The organism is Methanobrevibacter sp. (assembly GCF_045644645.1).
Lineage (GTDB): Archaea > Methanobacteriota > Methanobacteria > Methanobacteriales > Methanobacteriaceae > Methanocatella.
On record NZ_JAZRHE010000116.1, the window covers coordinates 1 to 19345 of the forward strand.

The following is a 19345-nucleotide window of genomic DNA, read 5'->3' on the forward strand; positions in this document are numbered from 1 at the left end:
TGGAGTTAAGATTCTTTCAATAGCAGGGTCGTCTGCTAAGTTCATGAATACTGTTAATTTTTCTAAAGCTCCAGTACGTTCGAAGTCTCTCATAAAGAAGTTTGCTTCTTCGTTTGTAATACCCATAGCTGCGAAAATTACCGCAAACTCGTCGTCTGCACCAAGTACTTTTGCTTGTCTTGCAATTTGTACAGCTAAATCGTTGTGAGGTAAACCAGACCCTGAGAAAATAGGAAGTTTTTGTCCCCTTACTAATGTGTTCATTCCGTCAATAGTTGAGATACCAGTTTGAATAAATTCTTCAGGGAATTCACGGGAAGCAGGGTTCATAGGAGCCCCGTTAATATCCAATTCTTCGTCTGGAATGATTTCTGGTCCGCCGTCAATAGGCTTACCAATACCGTTAAAGATACGACCCATCATGTCTCTGGATACACCGATTTTTGCGGTTTGACCGGTGAATCTTGTTTTGGTATCTTTGGTGTTTAAGTCATTTGTTCCTTCGAACACTTGGATAACAGCAACATCTTTAGTTACTTCAAGAACTTGTCCACTTCTTTTTTCACCAGTAGGTGTTTCAATATCTACAATTTCATTGTAACCAACGCCTTCTACCCCTTCAACAACCATCAAAGGACCGGAGACTTCAGATACAGTAGTATATTCTCTAGTTTTAATATTTGTATTCATTTTTAAGCCTCACTGCATTGTTTAGTAATTGCTGCTTGAATTTCTGCAATTTTTTCGTCAAATTCATCTTGGTGTATGTATTTCATTTTACCAATTTCTTCTTTAACAGGTAAAGCTACAATGTTTGCAATTGGAGCACCTCTGTTAACAGCTGCAAGAGATTCTTTGTAGAACAGTAAAATGGTTTTTAACATTTTGTACTGTTTATCAGGAGCACAGTATGTGTCCACATCGTCAAATGCATTTTGCTGCAAGAAGTCTTCTCTTAACATACGGGTGGTTTCCAAAGTAGCTTGGTCAGATTCAGGTAATGCATCAGGACCAACCAATTGTACAATTTCTTGTAACTCTGATTCCTTTTGCAATAGGCTCATAGCTTGGTCACGTGTTGCTCTCCAGTCTGCTGCTACGTTTTCAGCCCACCATCCTTCAATACTGTCCACATACAATGAATAACTTTGCAACCAGTCGATTGAAGGGAAGTGACGTTTATCCGCAAGGGATGCATCTAGCGCCCAGAACACCTTACAGATACGTAATGTGTTTTGTGTAACAGGTTCGGACAAGTCCCCACCAGGAGGAGATACCGCACCGACTACAGAAATGGATGCTACATGTGATTCTGTACCAATGGTTTCTACCCTTCCAGCTCTTTCGTAGAATTGAGCTAATCTGGATGCCAAGTATGCTGGGTAACCTTCTTCCCCAGGCATTTCTTCTAATCTTCCTGAAATCTCCCTCATAGCTTCAGCCCATCTTGAGGTTGAGTCTGCCATAAGAGCCACATCGTAACCTTGGTCACGGTAGTATTCAGCAATTGTAATACCAGTATATACGCAAGCTTCACGAGCTGCTACCGGCATGTTAGAAGTGTTTGCAATAAGAACAGTTCTGTCCATCAATGGGTTTCCGGTTTTAGGGTCGTCAAGGAATGGGAATTCGGTAAGTACTTCAGTCATTTCGTTACCACGTTCTCCACATCCGATATATACAACGATGTCTGCGTCTGCCCATTTAGCTAATTGCTGTTGTGTAACAGTTTTACCTGATCCGAAAGGACCTGGAATAGCTGCTGCCCCACCTTTAGCTACAGAGAAGAATGTGTCTTGTGCTCTTTGACCAGTTACTAAAGGTACATCAGGGTCTAATTTTCTAACATAAGGACGGCTTCTTTTTACAGGCCATTTTTGGAGCATTTGAACTTTTTGACCTCCCACTTCAGCGATATCATCCAATACTGTGTAATCGCCTTCAGGTGCAATTTCAGTAACTTCACCTTCAAGTGTTGGAGGAACCATGATTTTGTGCAATACTGCAGTGGTTTCCTGTACTTCACCAAGCACGTCTCCACCCTGTAAAACATCACCGACTTTAGCTACTGGTTTGAAAGTCCATTTTTTCTCTTTGTTGACGGAGTCTACATCAATACCTCTTGCAATAAAGTCACCAGATTCTTCTCTGATGATTCTTAAAGGCCTTTGAATTCCATCAAAAATAGAACTCATTACACCAGGACCAAGTTCTACTGACAATGCTCCACCAGTACATTCAACTACTTCACCCGGCTGGATACCGGCTGTTTCTTCATATACTTGGATAGTTGCGGTGTCACCTTCAAGCTCAATGATTTCACCGATAAGCTTCTCGTCACCTACCCTAACCATCTCAAGCATCTGAGCCCCTCTCATACCATCTGCGACAATAACAGGCCCAGCGATCTTAATAATATTTCCTTCAATAATCATTTAACCATCTCTACCCCGATAACTCGTTTAATAAGGTCATTTATTTGATCAGATGAACCTTCAGAGGACCCATCTTTATCAGGTATTTCAATTATCATTGGTAAAACATCAGAACCTACTTTTCTGTTAATATAATCTCTGATTTGGTTTGCCAATTCCTGTGTAATAATAATAATTGAAATTTCGTCTTCGAAAAATTTATCAAAAGCTGCAATAGCCTCTTCAGAAGTGTTAACTACTTCTGCTTGTTTGACACCACCTAATCTAAATCCTGAAACGGTGTCAATATCACCAATAACTGCGACTGAACTCATATTAACATCTCCATGATTTTAGAATTAGGGAAGTCTGCTTCTCTTTTCGCTCTTGCAATAATTTTTAAATTTTTAATTTCGTTTTCTTTTTGACTTAAATAACCAATAATTGGACCAATACCTAATGGTTTTTTAGATGCTAAAGATTTTGAATACTCGGAAGTGTAAACGTCCAATGCCTTTTCAAATACTGCAACTGAACCGGTTTCATTGTAAACTGGCATCACATCAGTTAATGCTTCAGCATATTTTGTTCCTTCCAATCCGGATATTACATTGGTAACATCAGGAGATTCCATTAAATCTTTTAGTTTCCATTCACGTAATTGGTATCCTTCTTCTAATATATAAGGAGAGATTGCATCATAATCAAGACCATCTGCTTTTGCCCTTATAATTAGTTTAAGATTAGCTACATCAACTTGTGTTCCAACATAAGAGTATAATATTTGCTTATTTTCATCGGATGGAACATCAGTAGAACGTAATAATTTGCCCAAATAATACTTATCTAAAGCGGATTCTAATGGAAGAACCATTTTAGTATCTTCATATTGTGGAAGAGCATCTTCTAAAGCTGCGGCGTATTCTGTACCATCTAAACTTGTGACTATGTCAGTTACATTGTCAGCATCAACTAAAGATTCCAAATCACCATATAATGATCCGCGAGGAATCAGCAATTCCCTAGTTTCTTCAGTTGAAAGGCCTACTTCTTTAGCAGTTAAAAGACTTTTGATGTTGTCGATGTCTGCTTTTTTAGACATTATAACAAACGGATCTTTAATGTCTTTAGGAGCTAAGCCGGCAACAAAGTCATAAGTATTAGCACGTTCCACGTCTAATGCTTTATCAAGAGGATATTCATCTAAAACATCTGCATAATCAGGAAAACCTCTAAGATAGTTTTCAACTTCTTCAACTTCGCTGGTTTCAACGAGTTCAGAAATCTGCTTTTCATTGAGCAGTCTTCCTTTTCTGGCTCTCACTCTTGAACTTGGGTTGAAATAAGGATAAATGTCCAAAACTGGTCTGGATGCAACAATTACAACAATCGCGCCAACAATAAGCACTGCAACAATACACAAGACAAGTGTTAACTCTGGTGAAAGTCCAAGAGCGCTTAGTGCTGTAGCATTATCTACCATAATTTATCCTCCTCAATTATTTAAATAAAATTTCTGCAACTTCACTACGTAAGATACTTTTATATCTTTCTAATCTAGCTTCAATAGTATTATTTACTTCAATATCTCCATTACTGGTTTTTAAGATAGCTCCACCAATAGCATCGATAGGTTCGCCTAAAGTGAATTTGATGCCATCTAATTCAAAGCTATCAGATGAAGATAAGTCTTGTTTGAATTTATCTGTATCGGCTTCGTTTAAATGGATAATTAAATCATCAGTTCCAATTTCAGCAGCCGCTTCTTGAATCATTTTTGCTAATGAGTCTTTATAATCATCATTACCTTCAGCAGCGATTGCTTTTAATTCTCCAGTTGCTTGATTGAAAGCCGCTTCGATTACTTCTTCTTTAGCGCCTAGTTTTGCTCTACGAGCATTCATCTTAGCTTCAGAGATAATTTGCTGATATCTCATATCAGATTGTTTTTTACCGTTTTCCAAAATTTTAAGTTTTTCAGCTTCAGCTGTTTTTTCAGCATTCGCGGTAATTGCTGAAGCATCAGCATTTGCATCCTGAATGATTACATCAGCTTTCTCTTGGGCTTCAGACATAATGCTTGAAACAATTTTATCTGTGCCTGAGCTCATAAAATTGCCTCCTTAACCAGCTAACATTCCACTGAATACCATGAGCAAGATAGCAATCAAGAAACCGTAAATAGCTTGGGTCTCTGGCAATGCAGAGAAAATAATACCTCTAGCAAACATGTCATTGTCTTCAACAACAGCTCCAACGGATGATGCTGCTGCCATACCTTGTCCCATACCGGAACCTAAACCAGCAAAACCAATTGCTGCACCGACACCAATAGCTACAATACCTACATTAATATCCAATTTGGATAAGTCACCAGCTAATAAACCTGAGAATACTAATAATAAAATTGCAATCAAGAAACCGTAAATAGCTTGGGTCTCTGGCAATGCAGAGAAAATAATACCTCTAGCAAACATATCATTGTCTTCTGCAACTGCTCCTACAGATCCAGCAGCTGCCATACCTTGCCCTAAACCGGAACCTAATCCGGCAAAACCAATTGCTACTCCAGCACCAATAGCTGCTAAAGCAGTACCTGTAATTTCTGCTACCATATTTAATTCACCTTTTTGAATAATATTGATTTTTAATAATTTAAATTATATAAATGAAAAATTTTAATTTTTAACTTTAGTAAATGTTCTTTTTGCTTTGAAAGCTTCGAATTTTCCTTTACCTGCCATGAAGAATTGTGAGAAGAACTCTACATAGTTCAGACGTAAAGCGTTAATAAATGCACCTAATACCTGGAAAGCGAAGTTTGCAATGTGACCAAATACAAATATGATTATTGCAAGCACTATTCCTGCATATGGAACCATACCGTTTATCATTTGAGCTAAGATGTTTACTGTCATGGCGATACCACCAGTAGCCAAACATAATGCTAAAAGACGAGCAAATGATAAAACGTCCCCCATGAAACCGAAGACATCCATTAAACCATATGCGCCGTTAGCCCATACTAACATTCCAAGAGCAGCAATTATTAATATTCCACCCAAAATCAAGCCTATCATACCGAGCATTCCCAAGTATCCTAATACAAGGAAAATAATACCGGCTTCGAAAACAAACCAAACGATTTGAGAACCGATAGCCTCTTTAGTATTGCCGTATCTTAAGTTATCGATTGCACCTATGATAAATCCTATATTTACATATATAAGACCGAGAGCAATAGCGATTAACAAAATAGTATCCGGGTGTTTGAATGCTTCAACAGGAGCAAATACTGTCGGTAAACGGAAACCTGCCAATCTTTCTGGGAAATCCCCAATAAAACCATTGGTCAGCAACCCTAGTATAACGGCCCACAGACCGGACCAGATTAAAATCCAACCAAATGAATGCATGGATTCCTTAATTTTACCTACACCTTTCAATAAGACAACACCAATAGCTGCCACAACCAAACCATAAACTGCATCGGTTAAACAGAAACCGAAGAATAATGGAAATGTGATTGCAACAAATATTGTTGGATCAATCTCATTATAACGTACTGGGGAGTACATATCAACAAGATATTCGAAAGGCTTTGCATACCATCCGTTTTGTTGTAAAACAGGAACATCTTCATCATCTGTACCTTCAACTTCAATTAATTCGAAAGCACAGTGACCTTCAGAACATTTTTCAACTAATTGTTCAACTTTTTCAGTATCTTTTACAGGTACCCATGCTTCAAGTACGTAAGCATCCTTAGTTTGAACAAAAGAAGAAAGTATTTCATTCTTTTCTTTTTCATTTTCTAATTGTTCTTTGAGCGCTAATATCTCATCATCCCACTCTTCAGCGACTGCTCTTAATTCTGTTTTAACAGCAGCACGTTCTGACTCGATGGTCAATAATCTTGAATCAGCATTTGAAATAATATGTTGAGGAGTTCCTTCAACATCACCTACTTCAATTTTCTCAAAGTCGAATTTACGAAGTGTTGAATAAACATCATCACTAAATTCTTTTAATGTTACTACAGTGATAATTTCTCCTTCCTTATCATCCATAGGAACAGTAAATACCTCTAATTCGTCTGTCAATTTACTTAATTCATTTTTGATTTCTGAAGAAGATTCAGCATTAATCCTACCAACAGTAGTAGAAGTGTACTTGGAATCTTTTAAAAGAGCTAAATCCATGTCAAAATTAGATAAGCGATTAGCTAAACTTTTATTAGACTTGAGTTCACTTGTTTCAGCATCGAGTGCGGCTAGCTTTCCTTCAATAACGCTTGTTTTACTCTCTACCTGAGCCAATGTATCTTCAGCCTTCTTGATAAACTCTTCAGTGCTTAAAGCCTCAACTTCTTTTTGAACGGGCATGTCCGGACTAATAAAAGACATTAAAGTATCTTTTAATCCATGGCCTTCTGATAAAGAATCTCCTAATAGTTCAGATATACCGTTAGTTTTCATTAGAAGTGAAGATAATTTACCTGTGTAAGGAGTAGCCTTTGCAGGAGCTACTAATTCCGCCAATTCAGGATCCTGCTGAATGCTTTCAGAAATATCACTGACTTGTATAAGCCCTGATTCGTGGAGCGCATCCACTGTAGGAGCTACATACTTTTCCAGTGTAACTATTCTAATTTTACGCATTCTAGCTGTCTTGAACATATAAACTCACACTACAAAATATTTTTGACAATAACTGAAGCAGCATCATCGACATTCACCATAGCTTTGTCCTTTAAGGCTTTAACATCACCTACGGACTTTTCGGCAATTGTCTGTGCTTCTTTTTTAGCTTTATCTTCTGCATCAAAAACAGTATTTTTAGCTTCTTCTTCTGCTGCGATTTTAGCTTCAGAAATAATTTCTTCAGCTTTTAATCGTGATTCCGCAATCAAATCTTTTGATTGGGATTTTGAATCAACAATGAGTTGTTCAGCATCAGATTCAGCTTTTTTAATCATTTCGATTGCGCCTGATATCTCTGCCATAATTAATCACCATGGTACATTTATTTTTATTATGCAATATATATATCTTTTACGATAATATTTTGATATAAATAGCTAAAATTTAATTTTGATTAAAAAAAAGTATTCAAATTATAATAATTAGATTAGAAAATAATATAAAAAAAGAATAAAAGAAAAATAAGTTATCTGTAGAACCATTTTAAAATACTAGGCGGTAATTTTTGTAAATAAGCAAGGATTGCTATAATAATGATGATTAAGCCCACTACAATAAGTTCCATATTGTATGGAAAATCAAGTAACATATACCCACAAACAGCAATGATAATACCTTCAAAGAAGAATACCGCCTTTGTCCATGGAGGCTTGAACATTATAATAAAATATGCAACGGCAATCAACACGAATATAATGGCTGTAGCTATAACATCATTTGTCAATGGCTGATGTCTTAATATTGGAGCAATTCCCCAGACTATCAACGCTAAAGCCAGCATTACACCCAATAATTTAAACATTTTTACATTTCTCATATTAACACTAATCTTAATTTCAATTTCATTATATTTATATCATTATACAATTAAATGAATATACATGGAAAGAGCAGTATGGATTATATTGAATAAGGACTTTACACTGACTTTGGATGGTGAAATCAATAACGAAAGACTTGTTGATAAAAAATTTTCACCAGGAGAGGATATCTGGACAGAAGAAATCCCACGTTTGGGGTTTAGTGATGAAAATGTTCAAAAAGACTACGATGATTTTATAGGTGACATTATCACCTTATTCACTGAACCTGAAGTGGATAAAGTATTCATAAATGCAAAGATAGGTGAAGAATCTGAATATGTTAATGCCAAAACACCGCTTTTAATTCGAAAAATAGAAGAATATAGTGTAGATGAAATTATAGAGTAGCATCTGCCTTTGCCAATACTTCATCCATACTATTGAATTCGAGTTTTTGACCGTCCTCATCCTCTTTTTCAGTTGTAATCAATACATGAGGGGATGCCCAGAGATAGGAATATGTGAAATATACCACATTAGCTATCAAAAACAATGATGAAACCATAAGGGCAAGAATGAAAATTGCTATCTGAATTATGGTGTTGCCGTATCTCCTTTTCTTCATCAGAATAAAGTTCTTATCGCTTTCAACGGTTTTGAACTTCTTTTGAGACAGTTCTTCAGAAATCCTTTCAAGGTCCTTTGAATCCTTGGCGCTTAAAATAAAAAGTTTCATATTAATCCAAATAAACGACAAATTCATCCAATTCTTTTCTTGGGGTGTCTCTTGGCTCAGCATTGCCATAACCTAATGGGGTGAACAATACTGCTTCTTCATTTTCATCCAAATCCAAGAATTGATGAGCCTTGTTTTTCTTAAATGCTCCAATATAACAAGTGCCCAATCCAACATCGGTTGCTGCAAGAATCATGTGATCCATCACAATAGTTGCATCAATATCTGCTATGTTTTTTCCATCCCATGGCCTTGTCCATGCCTTATCTCTTAAAGATACAACACACAATACATAAGGAGCTTCTACAAACCAGCTTGCACCATAAATTTCAGATAATTCCTCCTTATGCTTCTTAGTGTCAATTACATACACTTTAAAAGGCTGATAGTTAACACCTGTTGGTGCAATTGTTGCCGCATTCAATACATATTCAAGCTTTTCCTTTTCGACTTCCTTGTCAAGATATCCTCTAACACTGTATCTTTCATTAATTACATCACTAAATTCCATTTTTATTACCTTCCATAATATTCTATGTCATCCAAATCGCAAAATTTCCTAAATTCTTCTTCATCCATTTTCTCTTCATGAACATGAGCTATAATTCCCGGAATTCTTCCAATCATGAATATTCCAAGGCCAAGTTCAGGGTCAAAGCCCAAATCAGATAGGATAGCTGCATTTGCCCCGTCAACATTTAACTTTATTCCTTTCCTTTTATATATCAAATCTTGAAGAGCCAATGCCAATTTAATGTGAGGCCCTACAAAACCTTCTTTTATTGCCAAACTCATCAATTTATCTGCCCTGGGGTCAACATCATGATACCTATGACCAAAACCCGGCATTTTATTATCCCCAGCCATATATTCATTATGAATTTCAATAGCCAAACTGGCGATTTGCTTATTATTGATCTCGGAATTTTCAGTCAAGTACAATGAATTAATTTTAGATTGGTATAATTCCATAGTCTGCTCAATAGCTCCCGCATGCTTGTGTCCAAAGGATAATAAAGCTCCTGCAACGGCAGAGTTTATTGGAGATCCTGACGAAGCCACCAAACGTGCTGTTTGAGTGCTGGGCGGAGTTACACCATGGTCACAGAAAGAAACTAAAACATGATTAAACATTTTACCCTCCTTAACAGAAGGTATTCGGCCCTTTAACATCAAATAAATCATATCACTATATCTGATTTTCTCTATCAAATCTCTTTGATTATAACCTCTGGTTATGATCCTATCCTTTTCAACTCGGGAAATGGATGTTTTTAATGAATGAGGATTAACTCTAAAATTATTCTCTTGCATGATTGACCCTTCCTAATTATTAATTAAAGATAATTTCCATATAAATTTTACAATTTCAGACAGGCCACTCTCGGTTCAACAAAACAAGACGGCCTTACAGATACTATTCTAACTCCACTTGCCCTTTGAGGCCCAATATTTACATAAGAACCTAAAGCGGTTGTTTTTCCTCCAAACCCCATTGGGCCAATACCACTTTCGTTTAATGACGAAGTTACATAATTTTCAATTTCGCTTTGATTGTCCAAACTGCCATAAGCAATTGACCTTAAAAGAAGCGATGTTGCTTCAAAATGTGTTCTTCCAATACCCACCGATGGAATTGAAGGCGTGCAACCCAACATTTTTAATGATTCGCCTAACCAACTAACAGCCGTGTCAATGACATTCAAAAAAGACCTTTTGTGATACACCCTAAATGTCTTGGCCCTGATTTCAGGACCTCCACCCTCAAGCAAAAGATGAATGTTTAAAGTATCTGGAGAGATATTTCTCCCATAAGTTGATTCGTCCATGCCAGTATCAATTAGAACTGAAGCCGGTTTAAGCATCCCTGGTTTTTCAAATAAACCTTGGCTTTGTTCAATTCGCTCCACAGCAGAACCTTTAACTGCCATCGGCCTTGCAGGAAGATTATTTAAACCAAATTCAATCCCTTCATGAATCTGGATTAAGAGTTCACCGGTGATTTCCCTTTCACTACCCGCTTCAATAATAACATGAGGAATTCCAGTATCATCACACAATGGAAATTTAGTCCTTTCGGCAACCTGATAATTTTCTAAAATCTGTGATAAACACCAAGAGGCATTTTCATTAGTTTCTGTGTCAATGGCTCTTTTCAAAGCTTTTAATTTGTCTTGAGATAGCTTTGTTGAAGCTTTAATTATTGACTCAGAAATCTCATTTACTACATCCATAAAATCACTCTGGAATTGACAAATAACTGGAATTTTCCGGAGATGGGATGGCCTCAGGCAAATAATCATCAATTACTCTTTTAACCAATTTCACTTGTTTTATACGGGCTATTGCCTCTTTTTCTGTTGTATCCCAGTTATGATTGGCTGCAACTGACCCCCCTGTTTTTAGATATACCGGTGAAGCCACCCTAATGAAATCAGGAACTTCATAATGTCTTATGAATCCTCCGGTTGATTTAGGATTTTCAGTATGCAAATCAATTGGAATCTCAATTGCATTCCTAATTGCAGCAATCATAGGAATTTGCAAATCTCTAACAGGATTCAATGAATTTAGACCAATTCCTTCAAGCAATTTAGCCGATGCAGGATTTGAATGACCTGCATGGGAGGATAATTTGAAGTGGACATTCAATGGTATTTCACCTGCCTTTCTCATTTTATTTAATGTCCACAATAGACCTTCATCATACAATAATATTCCACGAACACCCAATCTGCAAGCTCTCTTTACATCTTCGATTGCATAAACTAAATTATCATAACCTCTAAGCCGGTACCCGATTCTACTTCCTTCTTTGGTGTGAACTGTTGCTGACGTATCATAAGTTGCCCTTGGACCTACTGCCAGGAATAACTCACAACCGTAATTGACGGCCAAATTAACCATTTCCTTAATCTCATCATCAGTCAGCATCATTATTCCCTTAGTTTGAGTGACCCTGTGAATAAAAATGTTGTTTTTAACTGATTCCTTTAAAAGAGCATTCATAGTTTTTGGAGATTGGATTCCCGGAACTTCAAAACGGTATTGTCCGCCGTCTTTAAATCTTTTATCAGACTTAAAATCATCATAAGTTTCTTCAATACCTATTTCCTTAAGAAATTTTTTTGTATCGTCCATAATATCTACTCGTTAAGTTTGTCAACAACATATCTCATAGAATAATCTTCCAAAGTATCAATAACAGTCAAATTCTTTACATCATATTTTGGGTTTAGGTCTTTGAATTTATCAATTAATTCCCTTAACTGGAATGGGTTTTCAAAGTCCCCTTTTGGAAGTAAAGTAATATTCTGGAAAACACCGTTTCTAAATTGTTTATCTAATTTAATAATAATATTTGAGGGTCGTTTATCCGGATATAACTCATTCAATTTCTCATCGGGAATTATGATCATGGCATTTACAAGATTTTTAATGCTGTTTACCACATCAACAGTGGAATAATTATCTAAAAGCCCATACTCTATTAGTTGGTTGATTCCATCAACACTGACTTCACCAACCACCAAAGCGATAGCCACCGCATAAGGCAAACTTTGTTTAAGTTCTTCCAAACTCTTTGGATTGAAGTTATTATGCTCGGAAGCGACATTATATGTCTTTACGGCAATATTTTCTATATGGTCATACTCATCACCTATGCTTGCTTTGAGTTTTAATGCCGTATCTATTGATGAGTGCAAGTGTCTGCAGAACGGATATCTTTTAAAGTAAATATCTCTCACATGGACTTTTCCAACATCCTTCAAGACCTTTTCAAATGAAAAATCCTCCTTATTATAATCAGTATTGTCAAAAACCATTGTTTTTAAAAATCCTTCATCGCCTTCAAATATAGTTCCACTACCTGTAAAACCATTTCGAGCAAGCAATGCAGATAATAATCCATTATATGAAGCTTTTCCAGCATGCAAAACTTTACCCATCGAACCTCCATGGTCAGATTCCAGAAGCCCTGCAGCTTGAGTTCCGCATAAACCCAATGCATTCAGAGTTTGTTTTTCATCGAGTTTTAACAATTTAGAAGCAACTGCCCCCGCAATAAAAGTTCCAATAGTGCCTGTTGTATGAAATCCTTTATTTCTGTGATTTGGATTTACAATTTTACCAAGCAATATCCCAACTTCATAACCTACAATAACCCCTTCCAAAAATTCTTTTCCACTTAAATCATGACTTTCAGCTATTGCCAGTGCAGTTGGAAATATGACCGCCCCCAAATGAATTTGGGCACCTCTGTGACCATCATCCAATTCCAATACGTGAGCGGAAACAGCATTTAAAAAAGCAGCACTTAACATATTGGTTTTTACATTCCTACCTATGACTGAAGCATTCAAATTTAAATTCAGATTTCCTGAAAATATTTCATCGACTGTATTGAAAGCTATTTTTGAAGCATCCTCTAAGGTTCCCCTATATGTTACGCCAAAAAAGTCTAAAAATGCCGCTTTGACTGTGCTAATAGACTCTACAGTTGCTTGTTCATATCGATAATTAGAAATAAATTTAGAAATATTTTGTAAAAACATAAAACACCTATAGTTAGTATATGTAAAAAGTAGTATTAAATAGTTAACTTACACATTGGAACAATTTTTTACATTTAATTTAAAATAATTATTAAACTGCAGGAACTCCTGTTAAAACCAATACAATATGCGCCACAATAGCCGCACCATAATAAGTTGCTGCAATCACCAAAACAGTTATGACAACTGCTCTCCAACCCAAAGCCTTGAATTCATCCCAGCTTTTACCCATACCAATACCAACATAGGCTAGAAATACAGTAACAATGGACAGAAGTTCTACCTGAGATACATAATGAAGTACAAAATCAGATGTCGGCATTCCTGGAAACGCAATTGCAATACCCATTATGCTGATATATACAATTGATGAAATGTTTAATGGCAGATACCTTTCCATCCATACTCCCATAAGAGTAACAACAGATAATATTAACATCCCCACTAAAGAATCATACATAGGATGTTTATAACCTAAATAATTACCTATTACAGTAATAATTGAGAAAATGATTAATAACAAAATCCAATTAAAAATACCATGAACAGTAACATTTTCGGATCCGTCAATTAAGTCAGGCATTATTCATCCTCCTTTTTTTGTACGATTGCTTCCCTTCCAATTTTCGGTTCCAACCAATCATATACTTTTTCAGTCAATGGAAGTGCAACAAATATTACAATATAAATTCCTACACAGAACGAAAGTAGATTACTGAATCCAGCAAATGCCTCGATTTGAGTTTCCATTCCCGGAAAAGCTGCAAGAGTCGGTCCAATAGCTGCCGCATTCATACTGGCACTTCCCACACCACTGGCCATTGCATATGCATATGGATGCAGAGGTATGAAAGATAATGAGAATGTAACTAAAAAGCTAATAAATATTGTACCTATAACTGTCCCGATGATAAATATTGCAAAGACCCCCCTTGATTCAGGAGAATTGAAACCGTATTTATCAACGACAACAGCGACGTTAGGTTCCCTACCAATAGAGTTAGTCATACCAATAGATTCTCTTTTAAACCCTAAAAGCAATGCAATTGGAAGGACTAAAATGGTTGCCAAGTGTCCCAATTCCTGTAGAATTAACGCAGGCCCCATATCAAAAATTAAACCTATTGACTGTCCGCTAGAAACTGCTAATTTAGCAATTAAAACACCAATGAAAAGCATCATTGCCCCTTCAGCAATACGCGCTTGTTTTCTTTGAATCCATTTGATTGGTTTGGCTAAATAAAAAACAAGACCCAAAATAATAGTATAAATTAAAGGCATTATTGTTATGGCAACATCTTTGGCTATTGGAATTTTGATAGTTCCTATCAACTCAGCAATAACAACTAAAAATAGCACAGTAACATGTAATCTGTAATCTCTCCAAGGATTTTTATTCAAAATCCTCTTATCCGTCTTTTCACGATAGATGTGCTCAACTTGCCCATCATTGTCTTTCATTGGAATAAGTGTCCACTCCCAACCTAGCACAAAAAATTATCAAAAATGCTTAATTAATATAATTTTCTTAAAACATAATATTAAAATTAATAGCATTTAATTCTCAAAAATTCACAAAACATGAATAAAAACATATGAAAATATAGTAAAAAGTTCACTGAATAAGAATAAAAATAGGAATTATTTAATACGGCAAAGTGGTTTTGACAAGTGCCTCCTTGCAGAAACGGGAGTTTCATAAAATTTGGAGTTTATTAATTTGCGTGAAATTTTAACAGGAACTTTTTCGCTGGATTTGATCTTATTCCCGCATTTTTTACATTTGAATCCCTTGTTTTTACCCGCCGAAGTCATTCTTTTTCCACATTCACATATCGGATTTTGATACTCAACATCATTCAATTGCAAAACCTGAAATTTTTCAATGTTAAATGTATTCTGCTCGCCAATACCACCAAAGACTTTTATGATATCTCCCGGCATCAAATAGGATACTGTTTTTCTAAAGTTTTTCGTAGGTTCATAGGCTCCGCATTCAATCTCTCCGGACTCGTCAGTTATATAAAAGAACATGTGCCCCCCATCGATAATAGTGGGTTTATTTTTTACCTCACCCACAACCTCATAGCATCCAAATTGATTCATATTGGAGATGTTTTGTGCTTTTTGAATGTGCATATCCGTATGTTGATTTGTTTTAAAAATACACCAGTCCACAATGGGTTCTTTGACTTTAACAATATTTTTTGCATTTTCAAGTGATTCAACAGTATTTGAGCGAATACCATATAAAACGGGACATGGTGTTTTAGGCTCAATGGCAATGTAATCTTCTGAATAATCAATATTTTCAAATGTGTCTGGAAAAGTCTTTTTATCCATTTCATAAACGGATTCATAGTCAATCTGTCTTTTGGTACCGTAATTTTTAGAATCCCTATATGTTAGTAACTCGAAAGTATAATCTGATAATGGTAGGCTAATAGCTGCAATTGATCCGATAATTCCCCTACCTTTTTTGAATTTATGTATTTCGCAACCTACTGACTTTCCGAATTCCTCCGCTTCATCTATTGTAATGAATTCATAGATTGCTCTGAATGCATAATCCTGCATTTCTTTTGTGATTTTCCCCTCATAAAAGATTACACCAGGATTGGTGTTGTCACAATCAAACATGGAGAGTTCTTCTACTTTAGAAAGAACGATTCGGCGAGCCAAATTAGCTTTATCATCATTTAATATTTTTAAACTGACTCCACCATTTCCACGGGTCTTGAACCTTGCAAAAGGATTTAATCTGATTAATCTGGGATACTCTGCAAGTTCAATTCCATTGCCCTTAAACTCATTAATTATCTGACTTGCCAGATATGTTGTGCACATCCCATCAGGAGAATCAGTATCATCTATTCCAATATGTAAATACTTAATTATAATCACCTTTAAATTATAAAATATATTAGAGTTATAACAATATATAGTTTACAAGGGGATAAAATGTTAACTCGAAGCCAGCTGCTACAACAAATTGAAAACTTATTAAAATCTCAAGGTTATAAAACTTCTGACATATATGACCAAGGATCATTTGATATTGTGGCACGTAAAAACTTACTTATCCTACTTTTAAAAACATTTCAAAATATAGATAGCATTAATGAAAGTAATGCTCATGAAATGAAGCAATTAGCCAACATATTTCTCGCTTCCCCGATAATCATTGGCGAAAAATCAAGAAATGGAATGCTGGAAGAAGGAGTAATCTATGAAAGGTATGACATTCCGACAATTGGTTTTGATACATTGAAAAATATGATTTTATACAATGAATACCCTGAGATTTTAGCGGACAGGGGCGGATATTTTGTTAAAATCGACGGCAATGTCATAAAACAATATCGTGAAGAATATTCATTATCCCTAAAAGATTTAGCGGATTTGGCACATGTATCCAGAGCTACAATGTACAAATATGAAAATGAAATTGTACGCGCAAATACCGAAACCGCAATGATTTTAGAGGAGATTTTGAATACTAAAGTTACATTAGATATTGACTTATTAAAACAACCACAACTGGAAGATATTAAATTTAATGAAGGTGATGACACACTTGATTTATCAAAGCTAGGGTATGGAGTTGTCTCTACAAACAAAAGTCCATTTGATGCAGTTGCTAAAATGAAAAGTTCAGATAAACATTCACCGTTAATTGCAAATGTGGAAAAAAACAGGACTGAAAAAACCTTAAAAAGAATGGCAATCCCTTTAAAAGACTTGTCAATGGTTACAACATCCGAACCGGTATTCATCATAAACAATGAAAAAATAAAGGAATCGATTGGAACAATCCCTGTGATTAAATCTTGGGAGTTAAAAGAGTTTGAAAACTCAAAAGAATTATTAAAAATGATAAGAGAGCGAAAAGAAAATTAAAGTGGTATTATGGAGAATTTAAGTATTGACGGACTGGAAAACTATCCTATAAAATGGGTCTGCAATTATGCAGGCCAAAAGGCAATTGGAATTTGCGGAAAAACACAAAAAATAGCCATGTTTGCATCTGATGAAAGAGTATCTAAAATTTTAGATGACATAGTGATTGGCACTGATGAATCACAGGAAGGATACGGATGTGAAGAAAAGGGCAGATGCTGCAATTTTGAATGCGAATTCTGTGAAATTTCTCCAAGGCAATACCTGCAGATAACCGGCAAAAAACCGTCTAATAAGAATATAAAAGATTTGATAAATGGTTTGAAAAAATTAAATGAATCTCTTGAGGAAGAAAATTTGGTTCCTTTCGATGAATATGAAGTAATCAAATTCTAATATTGCTTTAAAAGCTCGAAATCCTCACGGGCCTCTTCAACTTTAGCAACCCCAATTGAGACGGCATCGATATAATCTAAATTTTTAAAAAATGTAAATGATTCTTCTGGCTTTAAAACACCAGCCGCTAAAATTCTGGTGGCTATTATTTTTTTATTTAAACTTAAAACCCTATCAACAAATTCTTGTCTTTGAGAAGCATTGAACGCATTAATATCCATCATATAAGATATTGAATTAAAAGGAATCATATAAAAATCAAACAGTCCCATATCCAAATTATCTGGAAGCAAATCAGTGGTTTTTGATGGAAACGCCGTTACAATGCCCGAAAGGGCACCAGTATCGTTAATTTCAGACAATATTTTTGAAGTTAATTTCCAATCATATCCATCAACTATAAATTCATCAACCAACATCAAAGGGCAATCATAGCTTGAAAACAGCTCAATGTCCCTATCCCAATCGACTTCTTTTGCAACTTCATAATTTGGATTTAAATAATCAACATCCGATTTGCCAATCGTAGCGATTACTTTCATCTCATATCCTGCATCAACTGCAAGCTCATATGCCTTAAGCAAATTCGGATTATTGACAAGGTTAATAGCCCTTATTCCATGACTGTAAGCTTCTTGAATGACTTCGCAGACATATTGCGGATTGTTATACAAATCATCTAAGTAAAGCCTTGACCTATGGCCATAGTAAAGCTCTGCCATAAATGGACCATATCCTAGAATCGTTTGCGGAATGGATTTGCCTTTAACTTCAAAATCGTCTAAAAAAATTGTATCACCTTACTCTTTTTCGACTACAACAGCTGTTCCATAAACAAGGATCTCTTGCATGACATTGGATATTTCATTTGAGTCAAATCTAATTGCAACAATTCCATTGGCACCCAATTCTTTTGCATGGTCAATTGCCCTAGTTAAAGCTTCATCCCTTGATTCTTCCATCATCTGGATGTATTGTTTGATTTCACCGCCAAACAATGACTTAACGCCAGCACCAATTTGTCCGCCGGCTCCCCTACTTCTGACTGTTAAACCCCAAATGAACCCTTTTGTCTCAACGATTCTGAAACCCGGAATGTCATTTGCAGTTGAAATTGGAAATTCATCCACACTTACCATATTCATCACCTAATTTTTTATTTGTAAATCAATTACAATTTAATATTTTTATTTAACTTATTAATAATATTTGTTATTATTATTGAAATTATAAATATAATATAAAACATATTTTTAACTAATATTTACTATTAAATATTCTTTTAAAAAAAAACAATATGGTGAAAAAATGAAAGTATTAATTGCTGATGCTATTAATGAGAAAGGTATTGAAAATTTAAAGGAAGTGGCTGAGGTTGTAGTAGACACCAGCATCACTCCTGAAGAATTGGCAAATACCATCCACGAATATGATGGAATTGTAGTGCGAAGTAGAACAAAACTTACTGCAGACATTATCCAAAAAGCAGACAATATGAAAATTATTGCAAGAGCAGGTGTCGGAGTAGACAACATCGATTTGGATGCTGCTACTGAAAAAGGTATAATGGTAGTCAATTCACCAGAATCTACTTCCATTACTGTAGCTGAACATACCATGGGATTATTACTTTCCATGGCACGTAAATTATCCATTGCAGACAAATCTGTAAAAGAAGGAAAATGGGAAAAGAAAAGATTTATGGGAGTTGAACTTAGAAACAAAACTCTCGGTGTAATCGGAATGGGAAGAATCGGTTCTCAAGTAGTGAACAGATGTAAAGCATTTGAAATGGATGCTGTTGCATACGATCCATACTTGCCTGAAGAAGTAGCAA

At 35.6% G+C, this 19345-nt stretch carries 24 protein-coding genes; 4 read left to right on the top strand and 20 right to left on the bottom strand.

Features of this window, described 5'->3' with window-relative positions; translation table 11 throughout:
- From ACKI4K_RS06450 to ACKI4K_RS06490, 9 genes are all read right to left on the bottom strand, one after another.
- Nucleotides 1–690: V-type ATP synthase subunit B (locus ACKI4K_RS06450; RefSeq protein ID WP_407423401.1), on the bottom strand; the 690-nt coding region annotated here is incomplete at its 3' end.
- A 2-nt stretch (nt 691–692) separates the two neighbouring features.
- Nucleotides 693–2435 (bottom strand): ATP synthase subunit A, encoded by a 1743-nt coding sequence (locus tag ACKI4K_RS06455; RefSeq protein ID WP_407423403.1) that lies wholly within the window; start codon nt 2433–2435, stop codon nt 693–695.
- Nucleotides 2432–2749 carry a V-type ATP synthase subunit F gene (locus ACKI4K_RS06460; protein WP_407423405.1) on the bottom strand — a complete coding sequence of 106 codons (318 nt, stop codon included), beginning with the start codon at nt 2747–2749 and terminating at the stop codon, nt 2432–2434. Before ACKI4K_RS06460 ends, ACKI4K_RS06455 begins: the two co-directional genes overlap by 4 nt.
- Complete coding sequence (locus ACKI4K_RS06465; RefSeq protein WP_407423407.1) at nt 2746–3897, bottom strand: V-type ATP synthase subunit C; 1152 nt, start codon at nt 3895–3897, stop codon at nt 2746–2748. The genes ACKI4K_RS06460 and ACKI4K_RS06465 overlap by 4 nt, the downstream gene beginning before the upstream one ends.
- 16 nt (nt 3898–3913) lie before the next feature.
- Complete coding sequence (locus ACKI4K_RS06470) at nt 3914–4525, bottom strand: V-type ATP synthase subunit E (protein WP_407423409.1); 612 nt, start codon at nt 4523–4525, stop codon at nt 3914–3916.
- 12 nt (nt 4526–4537) lie between these two features.
- Nucleotides 4538–5029: a V-type ATP synthase subunit K gene (locus ACKI4K_RS06475; RefSeq protein ID WP_407423411.1), complete on the bottom strand. Its 492-nt coding sequence runs from the start codon at nt 5027–5029 to the stop codon at nt 4538–4540.
- 63 nt (nt 5030–5092) lie between these two features.
- Nucleotides 5093–7093 carry a V-type ATP synthase subunit I gene (locus ACKI4K_RS06480; RefSeq protein WP_407423413.1) on the bottom strand — a complete coding sequence of 667 codons (2001 nt, stop codon included), beginning with the start codon at nt 7091–7093 and terminating at the stop codon, nt 5093–5095.
- 11 nt (nt 7094–7104) lie between these two features.
- A complete protein-coding gene (gene ahaH, locus ACKI4K_RS06485) occupies nt 7105–7419 on the bottom strand; it encodes an ATP synthase archaeal subunit H (protein ID WP_407423415.1) in 315 nt (104 codons plus the stop codon).
- Nucleotides 7420–7583: 164 nt separating this feature from the next.
- Nucleotides 7584–7934, bottom strand: coding sequence for a hypothetical protein (locus ACKI4K_RS06490; RefSeq protein WP_407423417.1), 351 nt, complete (start codon nt 7932–7934; stop codon nt 7584–7586).
- A gap of 64 nt (nt 7935–7998) precedes the next feature.
- On the opposite strand from ACKI4K_RS06490, the gene ACKI4K_RS06495 reads away from it, so the two are divergent.
- On the top strand, nt 7999–8328 hold the full coding sequence (locus ACKI4K_RS06495; RefSeq protein ID WP_407423419.1) for a hypothetical protein: 330 nt from the start codon (nt 7999–8001) through the stop codon (nt 8326–8328).
- Here the strand turns inward: ACKI4K_RS06495 and ACKI4K_RS06500 are convergent.
- From ACKI4K_RS06500 to ACKI4K_RS06540, 9 genes are all read right to left on the bottom strand, one after another.
- Complete coding sequence (locus ACKI4K_RS06500; protein WP_407423421.1) at nt 8318–8656, bottom strand: hypothetical protein; 339 nt, start codon at nt 8654–8656, stop codon at nt 8318–8320. The two genes, ACKI4K_RS06495 and ACKI4K_RS06500, sit on opposite strands and share 11 nt — an antisense overlap.
- Before the next feature lies 1 nt (nt 8657).
- The gene (locus ACKI4K_RS06505; protein WP_407423423.1) at nt 8658–9167 is read right to left on the bottom strand and encodes a nitroreductase family protein; all 510 of its coding nucleotides are present in this window, start codon (nt 9165–9167) and stop codon (nt 8658–8660) included.
- 5 nt (nt 9168–9172) lie between these two features.
- Nucleotides 9173–9970, bottom strand: coding sequence for a citryl-CoA lyase (locus ACKI4K_RS06510; protein WP_407423425.1), 798 nt, complete (start codon nt 9968–9970; stop codon nt 9173–9175).
- A 47-nt stretch (nt 9971–10017) separates the two neighbouring features.
- Complete coding sequence (locus ACKI4K_RS06515) at nt 10018–10890, bottom strand: fumarate hydratase (protein ID WP_407423427.1); 873 nt, start codon at nt 10888–10890, stop codon at nt 10018–10020.
- 4 nt (nt 10891–10894) lie between these two features.
- The gene (locus ACKI4K_RS06520) at nt 10895–11797 is read right to left on the bottom strand and encodes a peptidase (RefSeq protein ID WP_407423428.1); all 903 of its coding nucleotides are present in this window, start codon (nt 11795–11797) and stop codon (nt 10895–10897) included.
- A gap of 5 nt (nt 11798–11802) precedes the next feature.
- Nucleotides 11803–13212, bottom strand: coding sequence for an MmgE/PrpD family protein (locus tag ACKI4K_RS06525; RefSeq protein ID WP_407423430.1), 1410 nt, complete (start codon nt 13210–13212; stop codon nt 11803–11805).
- Nucleotides 13213–13303: 91 nt separating this feature from the next.
- Nucleotides 13304–13795, bottom strand: coding sequence for a hypothetical protein (locus ACKI4K_RS06530; protein ID WP_407423432.1), 492 nt, complete (start codon nt 13793–13795; stop codon nt 13304–13306).
- Nucleotides 13795–14673: a DUF3100 domain-containing protein gene (locus ACKI4K_RS06535; protein WP_407423434.1), complete on the bottom strand. Its 879-nt coding sequence runs from the start codon at nt 14671–14673 to the stop codon at nt 13795–13797. The genes ACKI4K_RS06530 and ACKI4K_RS06535 overlap by 1 nt, the downstream gene beginning before the upstream one ends.
- A 180-nt stretch (nt 14674–14853) precedes the next feature.
- Nucleotides 14854–16116, bottom strand: a complete 1263-nt coding sequence (locus ACKI4K_RS06540; protein ID WP_407423436.1) for a DUF1743 domain-containing protein — start codon at nt 16114–16116, stop codon at nt 14854–14856.
- A 57-nt stretch (nt 16117–16173) separates the two neighbouring features.
- Between ACKI4K_RS06540 and ACKI4K_RS06545 the strand changes: the two genes are divergently transcribed.
- Both ACKI4K_RS06545 and ACKI4K_RS06550 read left to right on the top strand, forming a co-directional pair.
- Nucleotides 16174–17112, top strand: a complete 939-nt coding sequence (locus tag ACKI4K_RS06545) for a transcriptional regulator (protein ID WP_407423438.1) — start codon at nt 16174–16176, stop codon at nt 17110–17112.
- Between the two features lie 9 nt (nt 17113–17121).
- A complete protein-coding gene (locus ACKI4K_RS06550) occupies nt 17122–17508 on the top strand; it encodes a hypothetical protein (protein WP_407423440.1) in 387 nt (128 codons plus the stop codon).
- On the opposite strand, the gene ACKI4K_RS06555 is transcribed toward ACKI4K_RS06550, so the two are convergent.
- Both ACKI4K_RS06555 and ACKI4K_RS06560 read right to left on the bottom strand, forming a co-directional pair.
- Complete coding sequence (locus tag ACKI4K_RS06555; RefSeq protein ID WP_407423442.1) at nt 17505–18230, bottom strand: hypothetical protein; 726 nt, start codon at nt 18228–18230, stop codon at nt 17505–17507. The genes ACKI4K_RS06550 and ACKI4K_RS06555 overlap by 4 nt on opposite strands.
- A 78-nt stretch (nt 18231–18308) precedes the next feature.
- Nucleotides 18309–18647 (bottom strand): heavy metal-binding domain-containing protein, encoded by a 339-nt coding sequence (locus tag ACKI4K_RS06560; protein WP_407423444.1) that lies wholly within the window; start codon nt 18645–18647, stop codon nt 18309–18311.
- 169 nt (nt 18648–18816) lie between these two features.
- On the opposite strand from ACKI4K_RS06560, the gene ACKI4K_RS06565 reads away from it, so the two are divergent.
- Nucleotides 18817–19345, top strand: a 529-nt coding sequence (locus tag ACKI4K_RS06565; protein ID WP_407423446.1) for an NAD(P)-dependent oxidoreductase, incomplete at its 3' end; no start/stop codon positions are given.

Bases quoted from the DNA above. Each gene is read 5' to 3' on its own strand.
- ACKI4K_RS06550 (WP_407423440.1), top strand. From the start codon at position 17,122: ATGGAGAATTTAAGTATTGACGGACTGGAAAACTATCCTATAAAATGG.
- ACKI4K_RS06465 (WP_407423407.1), bottom strand. From the start codon at position 3,897: ATGGTAGATAATGCTACAGCACTAAGCGCTCTTGGACTTTCACCAGAG.
- ahaH (WP_407423415.1), bottom strand. From the start codon at position 7,419: ATGGCAGAGATATCAGGCGCAATCGAAATGATTAAAAAAGCTGAATCT.
- ACKI4K_RS06530 (WP_407423432.1), bottom strand. From the start codon at position 13,795: ATGCCTGACTTAATTGACGGATCCGAAAATGTTACTGTTCATGGTATT.
- ACKI4K_RS06545 (WP_407423438.1), top strand. From the start codon at position 16,174: ATGTTAACTCGAAGCCAGCTGCTACAACAAATTGAAAACTTATTAAAA.
- ACKI4K_RS06460 (WP_407423405.1), bottom strand. From the start codon at position 2,749: ATGAGTTCAGTCGCAGTTATTGGTGATATTGACACCGTTTCAGGATTT.
- ACKI4K_RS06480 (WP_407423413.1), bottom strand. From the start codon at position 7,093: ATGTTCAAGACAGCTAGAATGCGTAAAATTAGAATAGTTACACTGGAA.
- ACKI4K_RS06525 (WP_407423430.1), bottom strand. From the start codon at position 13,212: ATGTTTTTACAAAATATTTCTAAATTTATTTCTAATTATCGATATGAA.
- ACKI4K_RS06535 (WP_407423434.1), bottom strand. From the start codon at position 14,673: ATGAAAGACAATGATGGGCAAGTTGAGCACATCTATCGTGAAAAGACG.
- ACKI4K_RS06555 (WP_407423442.1), bottom strand. From the start codon at position 18,230: ATGGCAGAGCTTTACTATGGCCATAGGTCAAGGCTTTACTTAGATGAT.
- ACKI4K_RS06490 (WP_407423417.1), bottom strand. From the start codon at position 7,934: ATGAGAAATGTAAAAATGTTTAAATTATTGGGTGTAATGCTGGCTTTA.
- ACKI4K_RS06510 (WP_407423425.1), bottom strand. From the start codon at position 9,970: ATGCAAGAGAATAATTTTAGAGTTAATCCTCATTCATTAAAAACATCC.
- ACKI4K_RS06500 (WP_407423421.1), bottom strand. From the start codon at position 8,656: ATGAAACTTTTTATTTTAAGCGCCAAGGATTCAAAGGACCTTGAAAGG.
- ACKI4K_RS06560 (WP_407423444.1), bottom strand. From the start codon at position 18,647: ATGGTAAGTGTGGATGAATTTCCAATTTCAACTGCAAATGACATTCCG.
- ACKI4K_RS06515 (WP_407423427.1), bottom strand. From the start codon at position 10,890: ATGGATGTAGTAAATGAGATTTCTGAGTCAATAATTAAAGCTTCAACA.
- ACKI4K_RS06505 (WP_407423423.1), bottom strand. From the start codon at position 9,167: ATGGAATTTAGTGATGTAATTAATGAAAGATACAGTGTTAGAGGATAT.
- ACKI4K_RS06470 (WP_407423409.1), bottom strand. From the start codon at position 4,525: ATGAGCTCAGGCACAGATAAAATTGTTTCAAGCATTATGTCTGAAGCC.
- ACKI4K_RS06455 (WP_407423403.1), bottom strand. From the start codon at position 2,435: ATGATTATTGAAGGAAATATTATTAAGATCGCTGGGCCTGTTATTGTC.
- ACKI4K_RS06475 (WP_407423411.1), bottom strand. From the start codon at position 5,029: ATGGTAGCAGAAATTACAGGTACTGCTTTAGCAGCTATTGGTGCTGGA.
- ACKI4K_RS06520 (WP_407423428.1), bottom strand. From the start codon at position 11,797: ATGGACGATACAAAAAAATTTCTTAAGGAAATAGGTATTGAAGAAACT.
- ACKI4K_RS06495 (WP_407423419.1), top strand. From the start codon at position 7,999: ATGGAAAGAGCAGTATGGATTATATTGAATAAGGACTTTACACTGACT.